Origin of the sequence: Siminovitchia thermophila (assembly GCF_016909185.1) — a bacterium.
GTDB lineage: Bacteria > Bacillota > Bacilli > Bacillales > Bacillaceae_C > Siminovitchia > Siminovitchia thermophila.
In genome coordinates this window covers 84,343-103,814 of record NZ_JAFBFH010000005.1, presented here as the reverse complement: position 1 = coordinate 103,814, position 19,472 = coordinate 84,343, and the positions used below count along the sequence as shown (strand labels likewise).

General features: G+C 43.5%; 17 protein-coding genes. 6 read left to right on the top strand and 11 right to left on the bottom strand.

Translation table 11 applies throughout. The features are described 5' to 3' along the window. The first annotated feature begins 75 nt into the window (after nt 1-75). Nucleotides 76-705: an SGNH/GDSL hydrolase family protein gene (locus JOC94_RS05265; protein WP_077109895.1), complete on the top strand. Its 630-nt coding sequence runs from the start codon at nt 76-78 to the stop codon at nt 703-705. Between the two features lie 494 nt (nt 706-1,199). Here the strand turns inward: JOC94_RS05265 and JOC94_RS05260 are convergent, their stop codons facing one another. From JOC94_RS05260 to JOC94_RS05240, 5 genes are all read right to left on the bottom strand, one after another. Then, nucleotides 1,200-4,331 carry an MMPL family transporter gene (locus JOC94_RS05260; protein ID WP_077109894.1) on the bottom strand — a complete coding sequence of 1,044 codons (3,132 nt, stop codon included), beginning with the start codon at nt 4,329-4,331 and terminating at the stop codon, nt 1,200-1,202. Next, nucleotides 4,328-4,777, bottom strand: coding sequence for a MarR family winged helix-turn-helix transcriptional regulator (locus JOC94_RS05255; protein WP_077109893.1), 450 nt, complete (start codon nt 4,775-4,777; stop codon nt 4,328-4,330). Before JOC94_RS05255 ends, JOC94_RS05260 begins: the two co-directional genes overlap by 4 nt. A gap of 61 nt (nt 4,778-4,838) precedes the next feature. Continuing rightward, entirely contained in the window at nt 4,839-5,219 is a 381-nt protein-coding gene (locus tag JOC94_RS05250; RefSeq protein ID WP_139345555.1) for a hypothetical protein, read from the bottom strand. 273 nt (nt 5,220-5,492) lie between these two features. Further along, nucleotides 5,493-6,047, bottom strand: a complete 555-nt coding sequence (locus tag JOC94_RS05245; protein WP_077109891.1) for a nitroreductase family protein — start codon at nt 6,045-6,047, stop codon at nt 5,493-5,495. Between the two features lie 74 nt (nt 6,048-6,121). Continuing rightward, nucleotides 6,122-7,414, bottom strand: a complete 1,293-nt coding sequence (locus tag JOC94_RS05240) for a pyrimidine-nucleoside phosphorylase (RefSeq protein WP_077109942.1) — start codon at nt 7,412-7,414, stop codon at nt 6,122-6,124. 159 nt (nt 7,415-7,573) lie between these two features. Between JOC94_RS05240 and JOC94_RS05235 the strand changes: the two genes are divergently transcribed. Next, nucleotides 7,574-8,107, top strand: a complete 534-nt coding sequence (locus JOC94_RS05235) for a YceI family protein (protein WP_077109890.1) — start codon at nt 7,574-7,576, stop codon at nt 8,105-8,107. A gap of 657 nt (nt 8,108-8,764) precedes the next feature. Here the strand turns inward: JOC94_RS05235 and mscL are convergent. Together mscL and JOC94_RS05225 are read right to left on the bottom strand one after the other, a co-directional pair. Further along, nucleotides 8,765-9,157: a large-conductance mechanosensitive channel protein MscL gene (gene mscL / locus JOC94_RS05230; RefSeq protein ID WP_077109889.1), complete on the bottom strand. Its 393-nt coding sequence runs from the start codon at nt 9,155-9,157 to the stop codon at nt 8,765-8,767. Nucleotides 9,158-9,414: 257 nt separating this feature from the next. Continuing rightward, nucleotides 9,415-10,911, bottom strand: a complete 1,497-nt coding sequence (locus tag JOC94_RS05225; protein WP_083717267.1) for a GGDEF domain-containing protein — start codon at nt 10,909-10,911, stop codon at nt 9,415-9,417. A 288-nt stretch (nt 10,912-11,199) separates the two neighbouring features. Between JOC94_RS05225 and JOC94_RS05220 the strand changes: the two genes are divergently transcribed. The 4 genes from JOC94_RS05220 (at nt 11,200) to JOC94_RS22805 (ending at nt 15,615) form a co-directional block, all read left to right on the top strand. Continuing rightward, complete coding sequence (locus JOC94_RS05220) at nt 11,200-13,140, top strand: TRAP transporter permease (protein ID WP_077109888.1); 1,941 nt, start codon at nt 11,200-11,202, stop codon at nt 13,138-13,140. 25 nt (nt 13,141-13,165) lie between these two features. After that, a complete protein-coding gene (locus JOC94_RS05215) occupies nt 13,166-14,149 on the top strand; it encodes a TAXI family TRAP transporter solute-binding subunit (RefSeq protein ID WP_205178845.1) in 984 nt (327 codons plus the stop codon). 257 nt (nt 14,150-14,406) lie between these two features. Beyond that, nucleotides 14,407-14,808: an IS110 family transposase gene (locus tag JOC94_RS22810; protein ID WP_077109887.1), complete on the top strand. Its 402-nt coding sequence runs from the start codon at nt 14,407-14,409 to the stop codon at nt 14,806-14,808. A 234-nt stretch (nt 14,809-15,042) separates the two neighbouring features. Further along, on the top strand, nt 15,043-15,615 hold the full coding sequence (locus JOC94_RS22805) for a transposase (protein ID WP_236016983.1): 573 nt from the start codon (nt 15,043-15,045) through the stop codon (nt 15,613-15,615). Nucleotides 15,616-15,942: 327 nt separating this feature from the next. On the opposite strand, the gene JOC94_RS05205 is transcribed toward JOC94_RS22805, so the two are convergent. The 4 genes from JOC94_RS05205 to JOC94_RS05190 form a co-directional block, all read right to left on the bottom strand. Beyond that, nucleotides 15,943-17,145 carry an acetyl-CoA C-acyltransferase gene (locus JOC94_RS05205; protein ID WP_077113787.1) on the bottom strand — a complete coding sequence of 401 codons (1,203 nt, stop codon included), beginning with the start codon at nt 17,143-17,145 and terminating at the stop codon, nt 15,943-15,945. Then, on the bottom strand, nt 17,145-17,795 hold the full coding sequence (locus JOC94_RS05200; RefSeq protein WP_077113786.1) for a 3-oxoacid CoA-transferase subunit B: 651 nt from the start codon (nt 17,793-17,795) through the stop codon (nt 17,145-17,147). Before JOC94_RS05200 ends, JOC94_RS05205 begins: the two co-directional genes overlap by 1 nt. Further along, nucleotides 17,792-18,484 (bottom strand): CoA transferase subunit A, encoded by a 693-nt coding sequence (locus JOC94_RS05195; protein WP_077113785.1) that lies wholly within the window; start codon nt 18,482-18,484, stop codon nt 17,792-17,794. The genes JOC94_RS05200 and JOC94_RS05195 overlap by 4 nt, the downstream gene beginning before the upstream one ends. A 154-nt stretch (nt 18,485-18,638) precedes the next feature. Next, a complete protein-coding gene (locus tag JOC94_RS05190; protein WP_077113784.1) occupies nt 18,639-19,472 on the bottom strand; it encodes an alpha/beta fold hydrolase in 834 nt (277 codons plus the stop codon).

Here is a 19,472-nt window from a genome sequence, read left to right as displayed (position 1 = left end):
CCTATTCAGAAAGACGAAAACATTCTGGGCTGATTTTTTCTCAATAAATACAAGAAACTGGAGGAGCATTATATCTTGTTTAGAAAGCATAGATACAACCTGACCGGAAAGAAATGGCTCATAATTGGCGACAGTATAACGGATCAAAAGCATTCACCACAGACAAAGAAATACCATGATTACATCAAGGAACGGACAGGCTGTACGGTCATCAACTACGGCCTATCAGGAACGGGCTACACAACGGAAGAAACATTTTTAGAACGGCTTATGCGAACTCCTTTGGATGTCGACTATGTGACAGTTTTTGGCGGAACAAATGACTTCAGACTGGGAAAGAAGCCGCTTGGAGAATTTGGGGATGCCACGAATGATACTTTTTACGGCGCCTTGGACATATTCTTGCAAGCACTGATCCAGAAATACCCGACCAAACAATTAAGCGTGATCACCCCGTTGCCGCGCTGGCGGGAAAACGAAGGGGAGTTTAACAGCCGTGGCGAAACGCTGGACCAATATGTCGAAGCGATCAAGGAAACCGCCGCACTCTGCGGCATCCCCGTCAAAGATATGTACCGGGAAGGCGGAATCTATGTAAAAAACCCCGACTTTCTTTCAAATTTTATGCCAGACGGACTGCACCCTAACAGCAAAGGACACCAATACTTTCACCAAAAAATTTTAAGCTTTATAGAGAGCCTGTAAGAACAAAAGACCGGATGACACTCTGAGCGTGTCCCATCGATCAAATGCGAGGATTTCTGTTAATCCACGGGGAATTTTACTCCTATACGCGGGTAAGTTCCGCCTATATGCGGGTATTTCCTTCTATATGCGGGTAAGTTTCTCCTATACGCGGGTATTTCCTTCTATACGCGGGTAAGCTCCCCTATACGCGGGTAAATTCCCCTATACGCGGGTAAGCTCCCCTATACGCGGGTAAGTTCCTCCTATACGCGGGTAAGTTTCTCCTATACGCGGGTATTTCCTTCTATACGCGGGTAAATTCCGCCTATGCGCGGGTAAGCTCCTTCTATACGCGGGTAAATTCCCCTATACGCGGGTAGCTTCCTCCCTTCACGAATCAACGGGTAGCTCCCCCTCCCTTGCGCGAGGGTTCCGTTTGCCGTTAGTTTTTCGCAAGCGGGTTAAACGCCCTCAAAAAAAACCGGGAGGCCACTGCCTCCCGGTTCAGTATGTTACTGATCGCTTTTACGCGGTATAAAAGGCCACCAGTTTGCTTTTCCCAACAGGTTGATGAGTACTGGTACAAATAGCGGCAGGACGATTAAAGCGTAAAACAGTAGTCCTGTCAGTACTAATGTGGCTATTTGCAGCATGGACAAGACGCCTGATGGCAGCATTGCCGCAAAGGTGCCCGCTAAAATAATGGCAGCACTGATGATGACCGTACCCATATTTTTCATAGCGAGCATAATGCCTGTTTTCACGTCCAGCTCTTTGTATTCGGAAAAGCGGTCCATCAAAAAGATAGAATAGTCTACGCCAAGGGCAATCAAAATGACGAACCCGAAAAATGGTGTAACCCAGTTGATTCCCGGATATCCAAGAATGTTGACAAAAATCACTTCCGTCATCGCGATTGATGAATAATAGGTTAATAGCAGCGAAGCAATGATATAAATCGGCATAACGAGCGACCGCAGTAAAATGATTAAAATGACGACGATTCCGGCCATCATAAACATGACGGTTTTTGAATAGTCCGCATCAGACATGGACTCGAGATCCCTGTTCATGCTCGTTACGCCGCCGATACCGATGTTGGCCTGTTCCAGTTTCGTGTCTTTAACGGCATTTTGAATCGTATCTTCAATATCAGAAAGCATCGTCATCGATTGCTTCGCATATGGGTTGGAATCAAGGACCACGTCAATTGTTGTCATTTTACCATCCCCGGACATGTATATATCAAACACGCGCTGGAATTCCTTGTCTGTCAACAATTGGTCCGGAATATAAATTCCCGACTGCTGTATGTCGGTGTCTTTTGCCAAATTGGACAAGTGCTGTTTCGCTTCGCCTAATCCACCTTCTATTTCTTCAAGACCTTCACTGCTGGCGGATAACCCGTCGCTTAATTCATCCAATTGGTTTCCCATTTGACCAAAGCCAGAACGAAGTTGTTCCTGACCACTAGCAATTTCCCCCATTCCCGATGCAATGGCCGGGATTTCATCGACAACTTGCTTTTGGCCAGAAGCAGCGGCTCCCAAACCTGACTCCAGTTCCTTCAAACCGTTCTCTATTTCTTTTAAACCCGAAGAAAATTGGCCCAAGCCTTCTACTATCCTTGTTAGTTGGCTGTTTGCCGTTGCAAGACCCGTTCTCACTTTTTCCAACTCGCCATTGAGAGCAGAAACCGTTCCTCCGGCAATCGCAACCTGCTTTGTCGCATTCTCCACAATGGACTGAATCTCGGCGAAATTTGGATCGTTAATGATTTCCGGGTGATTTTGCGCTAGTTTTCCGAGCGGCTCTTCCAACGACATGAGCTGATTTTGTGCCCCTTCCAAAGTCGACGGTATTTTCCCATATTCAGAGCTTAATTGCGCCAAACCCGTTTGAGCCTGCTCATATCCCCCCAGCAGTTCTTTCGTTCCCGCCTGAAGTTCCGCGGCCTTTTGACTTGCTTCAGCCGCCCCTTTTTTCAACTCACCAGCGCCATCTGTTCCCTGGCGAATTCCATTTTCGATGGCACCCAGCGCCGTTTGCAGTTGACCGACACCGGACTGCAATTCTTTCGTGCCTTCTTGCAACTCGCCAATCCCGCCGGTTGCCTTATCCAACTCTGGTTTGGAATCCTTAATCGAAGTAGCGGCCTCATTTAAGCCATCTTTGATTTTCGAGATGCCTTCTGTTCCTTCACCGATCCCTTCGCCGAGTTGATCGGCTTGCTTTTTCACATACAACTCTTCCAGTTTATCACCTGTCGGCCTTGTGACACTGCGGACTTTTTCCACGTGTTCAAGCTTTTCCAAATCATTTCCGAGCGACTCAATCAAGGTTAAATACTCTTTTGGTTTCATCGGATCGTCATTTTCAATGACGAGTTGAACCGGCATCATTTCGCCAGGACCAAAATTATCCTCAACAATGTTGAATCCTTTGACGGAGTCATACTCATCGCCGATTTCATCCAATGAATTAAATGAAAGTTCGCCGTCATAGCTTACAAGAAGCGGAACGGTGAAAAAGGAAACGATACCAAGGGCAACAAGCGGTCTTGTAATCGCGAGGTTTCCCATCCAGCCCCATAATCTACTTTCTTTATGAGAAATATTTTTTTTCACCGGCCAGAAAAGAGCTTTTTTCAAGGTCGCCATGAAAAAAGGAACGATCGTAAATAGGGCAATCAAAAGCACAAAAACGCCGACCGCTACCCCTGCTGCCGATTGATAAAGTTTAAATGAAGCAAACCCGATTGACGCAAAACCGATCATGACGGCAATGGCGCTGTATACAACCGTTTTTCCAGCCGTTTTGTAAGTTGCGACAATGGCGGAATAAATATCCTGCCCGTTCGAAAGCTCCTCCTTATAACGGCTTAGCAACAAAATACAATAATCAGTTCCAATTCCGAAAAGCACCGCCACCATGAATGTCTGTGTAAAATTGGAAACCGGAAAGTCGAGCCGATCTACTAAAAAGGCAACGATCGACGAACTAGCCAAATACGTCATCCCAACTGTTAAAAGCGGAATAAACGGAGCCACAGCGGAGCGAAATACTAACAGAAGAACGGCCATAATGAAAATAACGGTAATGATTTCTGTTTTTTTCAGCCCTTTTTCTGAACTGATAATGACATCTTCGTTGATGAGCGCATTTCCAGTCATGTACGTTTCCACATCGGCTGTACTGATCTCCTGATCAAGACGCTTGCGCACATCCTTTATTTCCTCGTCCCCAATCTTCACATCGAGCAATGCAATGACTGTATTCTTTTCTTTGGAGACAAGCTGGTCCGATAAGTCCTTGTCTTGAAAGTGGGTCGTGATTTCACTGATCCCTAATTCACTTTTTTTCTGGTCGAGTGAATCGATAGTGGACGCAATATTTGAAAGCTGCCCCTCGGAAAATGTGTCATTGCTATGAAAAACGGCGATAAATGACTCGCCCCCTTTTTCTTTAGGTGAGTGTTTGGCCAATATATCTGCCGCCACCGTTGACGGATATCCGTCCGCAATTGTCAACTGGCCTTTTTCCCGGACAAGTTGATTCATATTCGGCGCAAATACGACTAATGCTATCGCGCAAACTATCCAAGCAGCCAAGACGAGCCATCTCAGACGCAAGACCGTTCTCATGTTTTTTCCCCCCTGTAATTCTCGATGTGATAGGCAATTTTTTCAAAAACTTGCAGAAAACGCTCCATTTCATCTTTTGGAATATCTTTTACAATCGTTTCAACAAACTCGTTGATTTTATTTTCCATCGTTTCGTAGTATTCAACGCCCGCCTCAGAAAGTCGCAAATAGACACTTCTACGGTCTTCGATGTCCCGTTCCCGGATAAGCAATCCTTTTTTTACAAGTTTATCCGCACGAACCGTCACGGCACTTTTATGTACGTACAGCAACTCGGCAAGTTCTGAAACCCGAATGGTGCCAAGCTTGTAAACCTGTTGGATAAGTGTAAATTGTTCAATAGAATAGTCTTTTAAAAGCTGTTCTGAAACAAGCGTAGACATCCCTTTTCTTCCAGAAAGCATAATATTCATAAATCGCTCAAAAATTCGTTGATTGATTTCCATGGTTAGGACATCCCCCCTAAATAGTTGACCCCATAAACTATAATAAAAAACAATATGTGCGTCAATGCTCCAAAATCACTACGGGGGGTGTCGTGATAAAAATAAAGAGCGGGAAGGCTGGCCAGATGGGGAAAACTACTGAAGTTGATGAATCGTACGACATTTTTTCAAAGAGCGCCGAAGAAATAAAAATCACCTCCAGCATAAAAGTCAGCCTTCCATGGCCGTCTTCGATTCCATATCCTCGGAAAAAGCTTTCGCTTCCCTTTTGTGATCTGGCCGCTGGCACCGGAATTCCCTGGACGACGATGGACTCAATCAGCAACTCTTCACTAAGGTAAAGCTTTTTCGTAATCCCATCCGATTTAAGCCGACCATTTAAATGAAAAAAGGACCCAAACGGGTCCTCAGACTGTCGACAAACCCCCCGAAAATTAAACACGGCGAATCCATTCATACTTTTGGATTTACTCGTCTTTTTTGGGGTTTACTCGCGACTCTTGGGGATTACTATCCACTGTTTTGATTTACTCGCGACTCTTCGAGATTACTATCCACTTTTTTGATTTACTCGCGACTCTTCGAGATTACTATCCACTGTTTTGATTTACTAGCCGATTCCAGGTAATTACTCGCCATTTTTTTGATTTACTGGCGGCTTTTGGGACTTACCATCCACTTTCTCTACAAGCTGGGGACCCAAACGGGTCCCGCTTTAAAAATCTGTTAACTTTTCAGCAGGATTCGTCCGATTCCGGCTTCTTTTTGCCACTATTTCTTTATCAAAATATCCCACTTGCATGATTCCGGCGATTTTTTCTCCAGGCTCTAAACCGAGCGCCGAACGAAAGCGCGGGTCATGTATATAAGCGGGTGTTTTCCAGCATACGCCGATTTCCTGTTCCCAGGCAAGAAGCTGGAAGTTTTGCAAGAGACAGCTTGTTGCCGCAAAATCTTCTTCTCGTATTTTTTGCCGAGGATCGTCATCCACTACTGCTATTAAAAACGCTGGCACTTCCCCAAGCTTGGCACGAGTGCTTTCATGCTTTGCAGGTTCCACACATGTAAGTACTTCTTCTATAAATGCTTCTCTCCGTTCTTTCGATATAAAGATAAAACGCCACGGTTCACGCACACCATGCGTTGGTGCCCAAACAGCATCCTCCAACAATGATAGAATTTGTTTACGGCTTATTTCTTTATCAGTAAAACCTTTCTTAATAGATGTTCTTTCACGAATGACTTCCGCAATTGAGTTTACAGCCAACATCCATTTCCCCCCATCAACTTATTAAATGAGAATCACTTTCATTGATCATATCACGAAGCGGCAAATGTTGAAAGTCATCCTCTGATTAATGGTATTTGGTCAATCTTTTCTTTGGAAAAACGGTACGCTTTTACGATTTTTTCCATTACAGTCGAAACATTTTGGACATTGCTATGAATTGTCGCGATCGACTCTCCTGAATGTACCCTGTCTCCAATTTTTTTATGCAACATGACTCCAACACTTAAGTCAATATCGGATTCCTTTGTTACGCGGCCCGCTCCAAGCAGCATGGCAGCTGTTCCAATTTCGTCGGCTTTGATTGCCGAAACATATCCATTTTCAGGGGATGCGACCGGAATTTGATAAACAGCCTTCGGAAGCTTTTCCGGATTATCAACGACAGAAACATCTCCTCCCTGTGCGGCTAAAAATTGTTTGAACACTTGAAGTGCTTCACCGCTTTTCATGACTTTCTCCAGTAATTCGCGTGCTTCTTTTTCAGATTCCGCTTTTTCTGCAAGCACGATCATTTTACTGCCCAAAACGAGACATAATTCGGTTAAATCAGCGGGGCCTCTTCCTTGTAGCGTTTCAATGCCTTCCTTTACTTCCAATGCATTGCCAATCGCATTGCCAAGCGGCTGGCTCATATCTGAGATGACTGCCATCGTTTTTCTGCCCACCTGGTTGCCAATTTCAACCATCGTATTCGCAAGCAACCTGGCGTCTTCAAACTTTTTCATAAAAGCGCCGGAACCAGTCTTAACATCCAACACAATCGCATCGGCGCCTGCAGCGATCTTTTTGCTCATGATGGAGCTTGCAATAAGCGGAATTGAATTTACAGTTGCAGTTACATCCCTAAGACCGTATATCATCTTGTCGGCCGGTGCGAGATTCCCCGATTGCCCGACGATCGCGAGTTTGTTTTGATTGACAAGCCGAATAAATTCTTCTTCCGATACCTCTGCCCGATATCCCGGAATAGCTTCCAACTTATCGATCGTTCCTCCCGTATGTCCCAGCCCTCTGCCAGACATTTTGGCCACCGGAATGCCGAGTGCTGCGACAAGAGGCGCCAAAATGATACTAGTCGTATCTCCAACTCCACCCGTAGAATGTTTGTCAACTTTAATTCCATCAATGGTCGATAAATCAATCCTGTCCCCTGATGAAGCCATTGCCAGTGTAAGTTGCGCCGTTTCCGCATGGGACATCCCTTGAAAATAAACGGCCATGAGGAATGCGGACATTTGATAATCAGGAATTTCGTTACTAACATAGCCATTTACGACGAATTGAATTTCTTCGGGCGTCAATTCTTTCCCATCACGCTTTTTGGCAATCATATCAACCATACGCACGACCAACCATTCCTTTCCCTGTCTATTTCTCTAATTTGATTATTCATCGTTCCATCACGCTTGTCAAAAAAAGCAAACATATTCCCTTTACAAATAAATAACTATTAACTATAATTAAAATACAAACTTACTTTTTGTAACTAATGAGGAGGAATTATAGTGGCAATTTCTACATGGACACTTGATAAAGCGCATAGCACGGTTGAATTTTCTATTCGGCATATGATGATTTCAAGAGTAAAAGGAACTTTCAATGAATTTTCTGCTGATATAAAAGCGGACCCTGAAGATTTGACAACTGCCGAGGTTTCTTTTTCAATCGACGTGGCAAGTATTGACACTGGCAACGAAGACCGCGATAACCATCTTCGGTCTGCCGACTTTTTTGATGTTGAAAATTACCCGACTTTGACATTCAAATCAACAAATTTCGAAAAACAAGGAAAACAATATGCCGTGACGGGTGAAGTCACCTTGCATGACGTGACCAAAACGGAAACATTTACTGTTATACCAGGCGGTGTGGTGAAAGACCCAATGAGTGGAGCCGAAAAAGCTGGCTTCAGCGTCGAAGGAAAGATCAATCGGAGCGATTATGGTTTGACTTGGAACGCCCCACTTGAAACGGGTGGTGTCGTAGTCAGTGATGAAGTAAAAATTGCCTTGGAAATCCAAGCAAGTAAAAATGAATAATCATGTGTGTTGGTCATATTCAAAAAAGCAGCCGGGCGACTGCTTAGGAGGCTGTCCGAAAAGTAATATTTCAGCTTGAAAATAAAAAACAAACCCCAGAATGCCGTAACATCGACATTCTGGGGTTTTACATTGTAGTGCATATACTCTAAATTGGACATTTTAGATAGCCCTTAATCATGACAAATCCATATAACCTTTGGGATTTACTCGTCTTTTTTGAGGTTTGCTAACGACTTTTGGAAATGACGATCGACTTTTTCCACTTACTCGCAACCTTTGGGATTTACAATCCACTTTTTCGACTTACTCACGGCTTTTGGGATTTACGATCTGCTTTTTCGACTTACTCACGGCTTTTGGGATTTACGATCTGCTTTTTCGACTTACTCGCAACTTTGGGATTTACGATCCGCTTTTTCGACTTACTCACGGCTTTGGGGATTTACGATCCACTTTCTCTTCAACCTAAAGCAGCCGGACGGCTGCTTCGGCTTATTTTTTTGAGGATAGGATGAACGGGACGCCAAAATTCCTTATTATATAAAGAATCCATCGTATCAATAAAGCAATTTTTTCGTCATTTGGATGTCTCATCCTTCTGCTACATTCTTTACAAGCTACTTCCTCTTCGAACAGTCCTGACTGTTTTACCACTCATTCTTGCACATTGCTTTTTTCCGCTTTTAACAAATCGCGAATTTCTGACAGCAATTCCACTTCTGACGGCTTTTTAGGAACATCGGCCTCATCTTCTTTCTTTTCAAATTTCACCTTATTAATTAACTTTATAAAGACAAATATTGCTGCCGATATAATAAAGAAATCCACAATGCTTTGGATAAATATGCCATATTTAATCACAGCATCGCCCATTTGGAGTTCCAGCTTTTCAAAACTGTAGCCCCCCAACAAAATGCCGGCAAGAGGCATAATAATATGCTCCACTAGCGATGAAACGATTTTTCCGAAAGCTGCCCCGATCACGACCGCCACAGCCAAATCAAGAACATTTCCTTGAATGGCAAACTTCTTGAACTCTTTCCACATCCTCTTTCCTCCTCATGAAAAGCATACTAACATTCTACTTATTCATCTTCATTTTACAAGCTGGAAAAAAAAGTTAGCAAGCTTTCAGTTTTGGTTGAAATGAATTCAGAAGGTGACATCGGAAAAATCATCCACCCCAGCTTTTCTTGTCGACAATTCACTTTTGTTACTGGACTCTGGTTGTTCGTTCCGTCATTCCAGCAAGCAGCCATTTTCCAAAAAAAGGAACCCGCATGCCTAAATTCCGAAACATCAACTTAAAATCCTGCTTCGTTCGTTTTTTGGAAAATTTGAAACTGATTTTTTCCGTTTTCCTTTGATTCATATAAAGCACGGTCAGCTTTTTCATATAAACTCGCCAAATCATCTTCCGAATCGGCAAAAGCAATGCCGATACTGACGGAAATATCGATTTGATTCCTGAAGCGTATTTCACCAAATTGCTCATCAATATCTTTAATAAGAGAGGAAGCAACGAATATGATCTCGTTTTCGTCCAAGCCGGAAATGATAACGGCAAACTCATCGCCGCCAAGCCTTGTGGACTCATGGCTTTTTCCTACACATCTTTGAATGCGATAAGCAGCCATTTTTAAGATTTGGTCCCCCTCCAAATGACCTAAGCGGTCATTGACGAGCTTAAAGTTATCAAGATCAATCATCATTAAAGCCAAATTTTGTTTCTTGCTGCTTAATTTTTGTTTTACAATTTCCTCAAAGGCCGCCCGATTTTTCAGTCCGGTTAAACTGTCATGAAATGCCAAATACATCGGCCGCGCCATCCAGCGCGCGATAATCATGGAGATGATGATGGCCCCGGTAAAAATAATAAGCATCTGAGAAAAAAACTTGTTCCGGCTCTTACTCAACGCTTCATGCAAATCATCTTCGTTATAAATGATTTCTACAACTCTGCTGGTGGAATACCCTCGTGCTGATTCAGCCGCATAAGGAACATAACGGTACGTGACGTCTCTTCCGTTATACCGGCCTTTTACCTCTTGCGACTTTCGCGTTTTGGTCGCCGATTTAAATGCTTCCCAATTGTCGGATGAAAATGTGATATCTTCTTTTGTCTGATCGTTTCTTCCGATCACATATCCGTCATTATTAAAAATTCGAATCGAGTCAATAATGGAGAACTTATTCTCAATCTCTACTTCTGCATCAAAATAATTGAATTGCTTAAAAATCTCGCCGTTTTCCAGAGAAACACCGAGTTGCAATATGTATTTACGGTCAGGAGTAGGGATATAGCTGAATTTTTTGACTTCTCCACTGGTTTGTTGGATGTCCAATCCGTCATCCACAAATGTCCCTTCATTTCTCCTGATATTCAGCAAATTGGCGAACTCTGCGCAGCATTTACGAAAATCAAGGCCAATATCCGGCTCATAACTACTGTGAATAATGACATTCTCATTATTTATGATGTAAATGTCCATGCCGATTTGTTTTTTTAAAGATGTAAAATCCCAAGTCCTGAAATCAGGATTTTGTTGATACAATCCCAGCAGGACTTTAGACTTATCTTCCATATCCTTGGCAATATTTTTGTCAAATAGCATATACGCTTTGTCAATCGTATTCAGAGAACTTAAAATATTGTCCTCGACCATTTCCAGCTTCAACTTATGAGCTTCAAACAGCGTATTTTTAAGGTTATTTTGATTGAGCAACGCAACGACAAAAGATATAAAAATCGAAAATATAATCATAATGAAGGTAAGATGCAGTCTGAAATTATTATTCAAATAAACCTGCACTCCTTTAAATTCAAGTCGCGTCAAGGACTATTATACTATCATATAAACTTTTGGGGAATATGCATTCGCCAAACGGTCAAAAAGTAAGAAATCAATCGTTTCTCTACTTTGTCAACGTCAAAACCATTTTGTTACCGATAATCCACCTGATTTCTTTCATAAAAATGGCTTAAATAAATCTGGAAAGTAGTCACATTTTGTTAAATCAGTTTGCTATAATGATAATAATTCATTACCATTATATATAAATCTATTAAGAACCAGGGGAGTTTTTAGTTGGAAAATCAAGGGAATGCAACAAATGAATTGATTGAAAAAGCAGACAGTGAATTTCGAGTTAAGCATTACGCAGGAAAAGCCGCAAAGGTGGTCACAGGGATAGCAGTCATTTGGTCCATATTCCAAATTTTCACCTCCAGTTCGGGGGTTTTCGATGCCATGACTCTTAGGGGATGGCATTTATTATTTTTACTGGTCATGACGTTCTTGTTATATCCCGCAACGAAAAAAAGCAAAAGACATATTGTGTTTCCATCTGTTATTGACTCGATCCTTATTATTCTAAGTATTCTGTCTATTAGTTACGTTTTGCTCAACTATAAGGCGATTGTCCTTAGAGGGGGATTTTTAATAACAGCGGATTACATTTTCGGAGCCATAGGCATTCTCATGGTATTCGAAGCCGCCCGCCGGGTAGTTGGAAATCTCGCCATATTAGCACTGATTTTTCTGTTATATAACTTTTTGGGACCGTTCATACCCGGGACATTTGGCCACAGCGGATTTTCAGTAAATCGTATTATTGACTATCTTTTCTGGGGTAGTGAAGGGATTTTTGGAATAGCGATCGGCGTATCTGCCACTTTCGTCTTTCTTTTTATCTTGTTTGGCGCATTTTTAAGCCGAAGCGGCTTTAGTCAATTTATTAATGATTTTGCATTGACGATAGCCGGACGTTCACCGGGGGGACCTGCAAAGGTGGCTGTTATTGCTAGCAGCTTGATGGGAATGATTAATGGAAGCGCGATTGCGAACGTGGCAACTACCGGAACATTAACGATTCCTTTGATGAAAAAAAATGGCTATAAAGCCCGATTTGCTGCGGCTGTCGAAGCAGTTGCCTCCACTGGAGGACAGTTTGCTCCACCAATTATGGGCGCCGCCGGATTTGTCATGGCCGAATATTTAGGCGTTCCGTATACGACGGTAATGATCGCTGCCATTATTCCGGCTGCTCTTTATTATTTGGCCTTGATTATGGTTGTCCACTTTGAGGCAAAACGTCTCGGTTTAAAAGGACTGTCCAAGGAAAATATCCCCAAGGCCATGGAAGTCATAAAAAAGCAAGGCCATTTATCTCTTCCATTAATCGTCTTGCTTGGCATGTTGTTTCTTGGTTACACTCCGCTTTATGCGGCGGTCTTTTCCATCGCGGCCTGTATTGTCGCAAGCTGGCTCAGGAAAGAAACGCGGATGGGCTTAAAAGATATCTTGTTGGCGCTCGAAGAAGGAGCGAAAGGGGCAATTGGCGTAGCCGTAGCTTGTGCTGTCATCGGAGTCATTATAGGAACGGTGTCATTAACAGGCCTTGGCCTGAATTTCGGATACAGTGTCATGAATTATACAAATGACAGTGTTTTATTTGCCGCGTTTCTTGTCATGCTGATGAGCATCGTGTTAGGGATGGGTGTACCCGGCGTAGCGGCTTACGTCATCGTGGCGACGGTAGGCGCACCAGTTTTGGTCAACCTCGGTGTCACACCGCTTGCCGCGCATATGTTTGTTTTAATTTACGCCTGTTTATCCAATATTACGCCGCCTGTTGCCCTAGCCTCCTATGTGGCGGCCGGGATCGCGAATACGAGTCAGCACCAGGTCTCCATGACTGCGGTGAAGCTCGGAATCACCGGATTTATTCTACCGTTCTTCTTTATCTTTGAACCGGCCCTGCTGTTGGGAGAAGCTGCCTATTCAAAAAGTATCTTGCCTTCGATTACCGCAGCGATCGGGGTCATTTCCCTGTCTGCTGGGTTGCAGGGCTGGCTTTTATCATGGGCGTCAAATATACAACGCGTCCTGCTCACAGCCACTGGCTTATTCATGATTTCACCCGATTATATAACAGATTTAATCGGAATCGCCCTGCTCGTTATCGTATTGGCTTGGCAAGCTGCAACAAAGAAGAAAGCCCAGGATGTCAAACCATCTGGCACGTAATCAACTTAGAGAAAGGATTATGAAAATGAAAAATAAGCTTATTTTCTTATGTCTAACGTTATTCATTTTAACTCTTGGAGCATGTGGAAGTAAGGATGGCGGAAAAAGCGGAGGTTCTAAAAATACAAATCTTAACTTCCCGACCGCTTCTACTACCGGAACAATCTACCCATTGGGCTCGGCAATGGCCAACATGTGGGGTAAAAAGGTCGAAGGCGTACGTGTCAATGCGCAAGCCTCCAACGGCGGTGTTGACAATTTGAATATGATGAAAGAAGGCGAAGCACAAATTGCATTTGCCACCGCGGGTATCGCTTGGGAAGCCTATAATGGAGAAAGAGGATTCAAAGACCGCAAATATGAGGATCTCCGTGTCATCGCCGGCCTCTATTACAACCCAAACCAAGTCGTTGTTCGAAAAGATTCCGGAATTGAATCGCTAAAAGACTTAAAAGGGAAACGTTTTGCTCCAGGATCTGTAGGAAGTACACCTGAAGTTGAATCAAGTATTATTCTCCCTGCATACGGGATTAAATACCCTGAAGACATCAAAGAAAACTTCGTCGGATTTACAGAAGCCATTGATTTAATGAGAAATAAACAAATAGACGGCGCATTGATTCAGGCGGGTCTCCCAACTGCTGCGGTAACAGAAATGATTTCAACGGCGGATGGAACATTAATTGGCATTGAGCCGGAAGTTCGCAAAGAATTAATGGAAAAATATCCATGGTACGCAGAAATGACCATCCCGGCAGGAACTTATGACAACCAAAAAGAAGACGTAGATACGCTCGCCATTAAAATGCTGCTTTTGGCTGACGCTTCAGTAGACGATGAAGTGATATATGAATTGACCAAATCCTTCTGGGAAAATCTGAACGAATTGGAATCAACACATGCCATCGTCAAGCAAATGAAGTTGGAAGACGCAACTACAGAGCTTGCCGACATTCCGTTGCATGACGGCGCAAAAAAATATTACGAAGAAAAAGAGGTATTAAAGTAATTTCCAATTAAAACATACTAAGATTAGTAGCACAAACCAAGGCCATGGTTTGTGCTACTATTTTTATAATAGAAGTGAAAGAAAGTCCGACTGAAGCCTCGGGGATTGCGAATCCAAATGATAAACCGGGCTTCTTCACTTTCATTTTTGAATCAGGTTTAAGTATGTTGGAGCCATAGAGCTCGTGTATAGGAAATTGGAATCGAAATGAATAAGTGGAGATCTTTCAAATAATCAAGAAGAGCGAGGCAAAAATATTGGGATTAGTCATTGCTTTAGATATCTCTATGGGGAAAAGCTACAAAGTCACCTATGATGATCAAACTTGTCTTTCGGAAGGAGAAATTATTCACAATAAGGAGGGTTTTCAAGCGTTGCTTGCGGAAATTCAAAGTCTCCCTGAAGAACCTATTCTTGTTTTTGAATCAACAGGGGTCTATTCAAAGCCAGTTGAAACCCTTTGTCAAAGAAATAAGCTGCGTTATTGTGTATTAAACCCTTTTGAGGCAAGAACAAGGAACCCTAAGAAGCTGGAAAACGGACAAGCACGATGCTCACAAACTTGCACAAGTCCATCAACATCATTACCGAACGAAAAAAACAACAACCTGAAATTGATAATGAACTCCGAGATCTTTCTCGTTTCTACCAAGAAATAGAGGAGGAAATAAAGCGTACACGAATGCACTTACATAATGCACTTCAATTAAGCTTTCCAGAACTTGAACAATTCTTTTCAAGTAGAGTTACGCCATATGCCTTGACTCTAATTGAATTATTTCCACATCCGGAATTTGTCTTACAAACAAGTCGAACAACAATCAAAAAGCTTTTGATGAAAAGCACCACCAAAAAGATATCAGAGAATCGCCAAACAAAAAGCAAGTCAAATTATGGAATACGCAAAGGAGTCTTATCCTGCTGTTTCTTCGAACAGTGTTCAAACACAAAAAGTTCAATACTACGCGCGACAACTACTTCACCTATTGGAGGATAAAGAAAGCATTTCTGATCAATTGATAGAGAATGCAAAAAAAATAACGGAGTTTGAGCTACTTATAAGCCTTCCAGGGGTTGGTGGAATTAGCGCGGCGCTTTTCATAGGTGAATTTGGTGATCTTTCTCGCTTTTCGAATCATAAAAAAGTGAACGCATTTATTAGTATTGATATCCGAAGGTATCAATCAGGGAAATATACAGGTCAGGATCACATCAATAAACATGGAAATCCAAAAGGAAGGAACATTTTATACCTCATTGTTCGGAACATGATACGTCAACAACAAGCAGTACCCAATCACATCGAGGATTATTATTATAAATTAAAAAAGCAACCTACTCCCAAAAAGGATAAGGTTGCCACTGTAGCTCGCATGAATAAGCTACTAAAATGTATCTTACCATGGTCGGGAACAATACAAAGTACGATTATTCGTACACGGTCTCTTTGGACCAATAATATATAAGTATTATACCACGAATACCCTCAGTTTAAAAATTTGAATTGGCTGAGGTTTATTTCCCATTCACAAAAATAGGAAAGTAGAATAGTACATTAATTAAAATGTATGCTTGACTAATCGTAGGAAAAGTAGGCTCGTTCATCCAAATACGAGACATCCCGCCTTTGATCATTTCACGCATTGGATTTATCTCGTTAAAAGAGTATCATCCGACAGTTGCTTTTATTCACAAATATAAAATCAGGTGGAAAAAAACTCCACCTGATGTTTTCTCGAAAATTTAATCTTGCATAAAGCCGTGTTTGCTTTTTTTCAAGCACGTAGGTTTGATCAAAAGAGATTTTCTATCGCGACTGAAATCCCCTGGCCAACTCCAATGCACATAGTGGACAGTCCTCGCCTGGCCTCCCGTTTTTTCATTTCGTAAATTAATGTAGTGAGAATTCTGGCGCCGCTCGCACCAAGGGGATGCCCTAATGCAATCGCGCCACCATTTACATTGACTTGATCCATATCAAGGCCGAGCTGTTTGATACATTCCAGTGATTGTGACGCAAAGGCTTCGTTTAATTCAACGAGATCAAAGTCCTGCGGGGAAAGCCCGGTTTTCTTCATTAGTTTTCGCGTGGAATAAATCGGACCGAGTCCCATGACGGCTGGCTCCACTCCTGCCGTCGCGGATGCGGTAAATTTCACTAGTGGTTGCATTCCCAGTTCCTTTGCCCGTCTTGCGCTCATGAGCAACAGAGCCGAGGCGCCGTCGTTCACGCCGGATGCATTGCCTGCTGTGACTGTTCCACCGGGAAACAAAGGAGGGAGGTTGCCCAACTTCTCCAGCGATGTGTTTGGACGAGGATGTTCATCTTGATCAACAATTGTTTCCCGGCCTTTTTTGTCTATAAGCACAACCGGAACCATTTCCTCGGAAAATCGATTGTTTTCAATAGCCGCTTTTGCCCGTTTCTGGCTGATGTAAGCAAATTCGTCTTGCTCTTCCCGTGAAATACCATATCTTTTTGCTACATTTTCTGCTGTTTGGGGCATGGAATCTGTTCCGTACATCTCCTGCATTTTCGGATTAATAAACCGCCATCCGATCGTTGTATCAAATAATTCCATGTTTCCCCTTGGAAAATCCTGTTCAGGCTTTTTCATGACAAAAGGCGCCCTTGTCATGCTTTCTGTTCCACCGGCAATGATAATCTCTTCTTCACCGGACAAAATCGTTCGGGCGGCCATACTGACAGCATCCAGGCCAGATCCGCAGAGGCGGTTGATCGTTGTTCCGCTGACTGTTTCAGGCAAGCCCGCAAGAAGAAGAGACATCCGGGCCACATTCCGGTTATCCTCTCCGGCACCGTTAGCATTGCCGAACAGCACATCTCCAATCTCCTCTTGCGGCAAATCCGGGTTTCTATCCAACAACGCTTTGATGACAATGGCGCCCAGATCATCCGGACGGACATCTTTCAAAGCTCCTCTGTATCTCCCAATCGGTGTTCGTACCGCATCCACAATCACCACGTCGTTCATCAGCTTCCCTCCATCTGCAGAAGCTCTTCACTAACCCGGAAAGAGGCTGTTGTTTTTTCTTTCACTTCATTCAGTGTGGCGTTACCCATCAGTTCCATACATTCATAGCCACCCTTCTTCCATTGAAACACCGCCAGGTCGGTGATAATGACATCTGCAATCCTCGTCGCCGTAATCGGATAAGTACAGCGTTCCACAAACTTCGGCGAACCCTCTTTTGAGACGTGGCTCATCGTAATTATAATTTTTTTCGCTCCGGACAAAAGATCCATGGCCCCTCCGACACCGATAATATCTTTTCCGGGAATGGCCCAGTTGGCCACAAGCCCCTGTTCATCAACCTGCAAGGCACCCAGAATGGCGACATCCACATGGCCGCCGCGAATCATGGCAAAAGAATCGGCACTATGAAAATAGGAAGCTCCCACCGCTTCACCAACAGGCAGCTTGCCAGCATTCACTAACAGCGGGTCCATCTCATCGTCTTCCACGGAGGTAACCCCCAATAGACCGTTTTCGGTGTGTAAATAGTATTTACTTTCATCTAAATAATCTGGGACAAGGGTCGGGATGCCAATCCCCAGATTGATGATCGAATAAGGAGTGAGTTCTTTGGCCGCGCGCTTGGCAATTATTTCTTTCATGTTCATACTTCGACCACCCCTTTTTTCGTTAAAACAAGACGGCTCATGACCATGGCATCTACATACAGATGCGGAGTAATGATTTCTTCCGGCGACAGCTCTCCGGCTTCCACAATTTCATCCACTTCAGCGATTACATAGTCTGCGGCAGTGGCCATGATCGGATTGAAATTCCTGGCCGTTTTATAATAGACAACATTGCCTTTTGTGTCCGCTTTTTTGGCACGAATGAGGGCGACATTGGCTTTCAACGCTTTTTCAAAAAGATACGTCTCTCCGTCAATCACTTTTATCGCCTTTCCTTTTGCCAACTCCGTTCCTACTGCTGTCTTCGTATAAAAACCTCCAATCCCTGCTCCGCCTGCACGGATCGCTTCAGAAAAGGTTCCTTGCGGCAGTAATCCAATTTCAAGTTTTCCTTCGTTATACCATTTGGCCACTTCACGATTGCTCGTAAAATAGGAACCGATCGCTTTTTTAATTTTCCCCTGACGCAACAGCAGGCCCAAGCCTTTACCAGCTTCACCCACATTATTGCTGATGATCGTCAGCTCTTTAACATCATGGCGTGTCAGCTCATCAATTAATGTCAGCGGACTGCCAATCAGGCCAAAGCCCCCGACCATGATGACGTCACCCGACTGAATAACCTTTTGTATTGCTTCTTTTGCATCCATCACTTTTGAGGCGCTCATGCCGTCACTCCCTTAATTGAGATAAAGTGAAACTTCATTCAGTAGGGCTCCTACTGAATGTTAGTTGAACCATTCGGGCATTTAGGTGCCGTTTTCTCACACTTAGAACCTTTTGTATTCACTCAAGATTGTGAAGTGGGAGTATTACGGCACCTTACATGCGGGATAAAAATGCCTGAATCTGCCCAATGATCTCTGGCTGTTTATGAAATACCAGCTCATAATGGTTCACTGAAGTGGCCTCGGTGTGAAGATCTGAGATCCATTTTTTTGTCTGGGCATAGCCGCCTTTTTGAAACAGCGGGCCCTTTTCCCCAATGCTTCCGGTCGCGACTAGCAGAAAAGCGGAACATTGGATGAGCGGCAGTATTTTTTCCGGATGAAATGTATAAAAACTGTCAAAGTCACGCGTAATGATGCCGGGATCCGATTTATGCTTCCATACGCCATCTTCTTCTGTTATTTCGTAGCGGACAATTTCTTCCATCTGCTGATTCCATTCAATATTCAGCTTCGTATAAAGCATCCTCGCTTCCTCCACATACTGATCTGGTGTGGAATAGGTTTTTTTCAAGCGTTCCAGCGAAGGGAGAACCAACTGTCTTGTACCGTCATCCGCCCTGCCGGCTCCATCAAGAAGGATCAACGCTTCCACATCGGACAGCCGGCTGGCGGCAATAGCGCTGATATACGCCCCCATCGAATATCCAAGCAGGATGGGACGTTTTATTTCCAATGTAGCAATCAAGTCGAGCAAATCATTGGCGTGGGTATCAATCGAGCTTCCCTCCGGCGCCGGCCCGCTGTTTCCGCGGCCAAGGATGTCATAGCTAATAAATCGATAAGTTCCAGAAAAAGCTTCCTGGTAATGACGGAGCTGTTTATGATGGCCGGTCAGTCCATGAGAGCCAATAATCGTGCCATTTTCTCCGGGAGTTTCCCGGATATAAAAATTCCGCCCACTGTTTGTTGTTACATACCGTTCCAC

Excerpts from the sequence above, each read along its gene's own strand:
- JOC94_RS05260 (WP_077109894.1), bottom strand. The coding sequence starts at position 4,331 with ATGAGAACGGTCTTGCGTCTGAGATGGCTCGTCTTGGCTGCTTGGATA.
- JOC94_RS05255 (WP_077109893.1), bottom strand. The coding sequence starts at position 4,777 with ATGGAAATCAATCAACGAATTTTTGAGCGATTTATGAATATTATGCTT.
- JOC94_RS05245 (WP_077109891.1), bottom strand. The coding sequence starts at position 6,047 with ATGTTGGCTGTAAACTCAATTGCGGAAGTCATTCGTGAAAGAACATCT.
- mscL (WP_077109889.1), bottom strand. The coding sequence starts at position 9,157 with ATGTGGAAAGAGTTCAAGAAGTTTGCCATTCAAGGAAATGTTCTTGAT.
- JOC94_RS05215 (WP_205178845.1), top strand. The coding sequence starts at position 13,166 with ATGAAAAATAAGCTTATTTTCTTATGTCTAACGTTATTCATTTTAACT.
- JOC94_RS22805 (WP_236016983.1), top strand. The coding sequence starts at position 15,043 with ATGGAATACGCAAAGGAGTCTTATCCTGCTGTTTCTTCGAACAGTGTT.
- JOC94_RS05205 (WP_077113787.1), bottom strand. The coding sequence starts at position 17,145 with ATGAACGACGTGGTGATTGTGGATGCGGTACGAACACCGATTGGGAGA.
- JOC94_RS05200 (WP_077113786.1), bottom strand. The coding sequence starts at position 17,795 with ATGAACATGAAAGAAATAATTGCCAAGCGCGCGGCCAAAGAACTCACT.
- JOC94_RS05195 (WP_077113785.1), bottom strand. The coding sequence starts at position 18,484 with ATGAGCGCCTCAAAAGTGATGGATGCAAAAGAAGCAATACAAAAGGTT.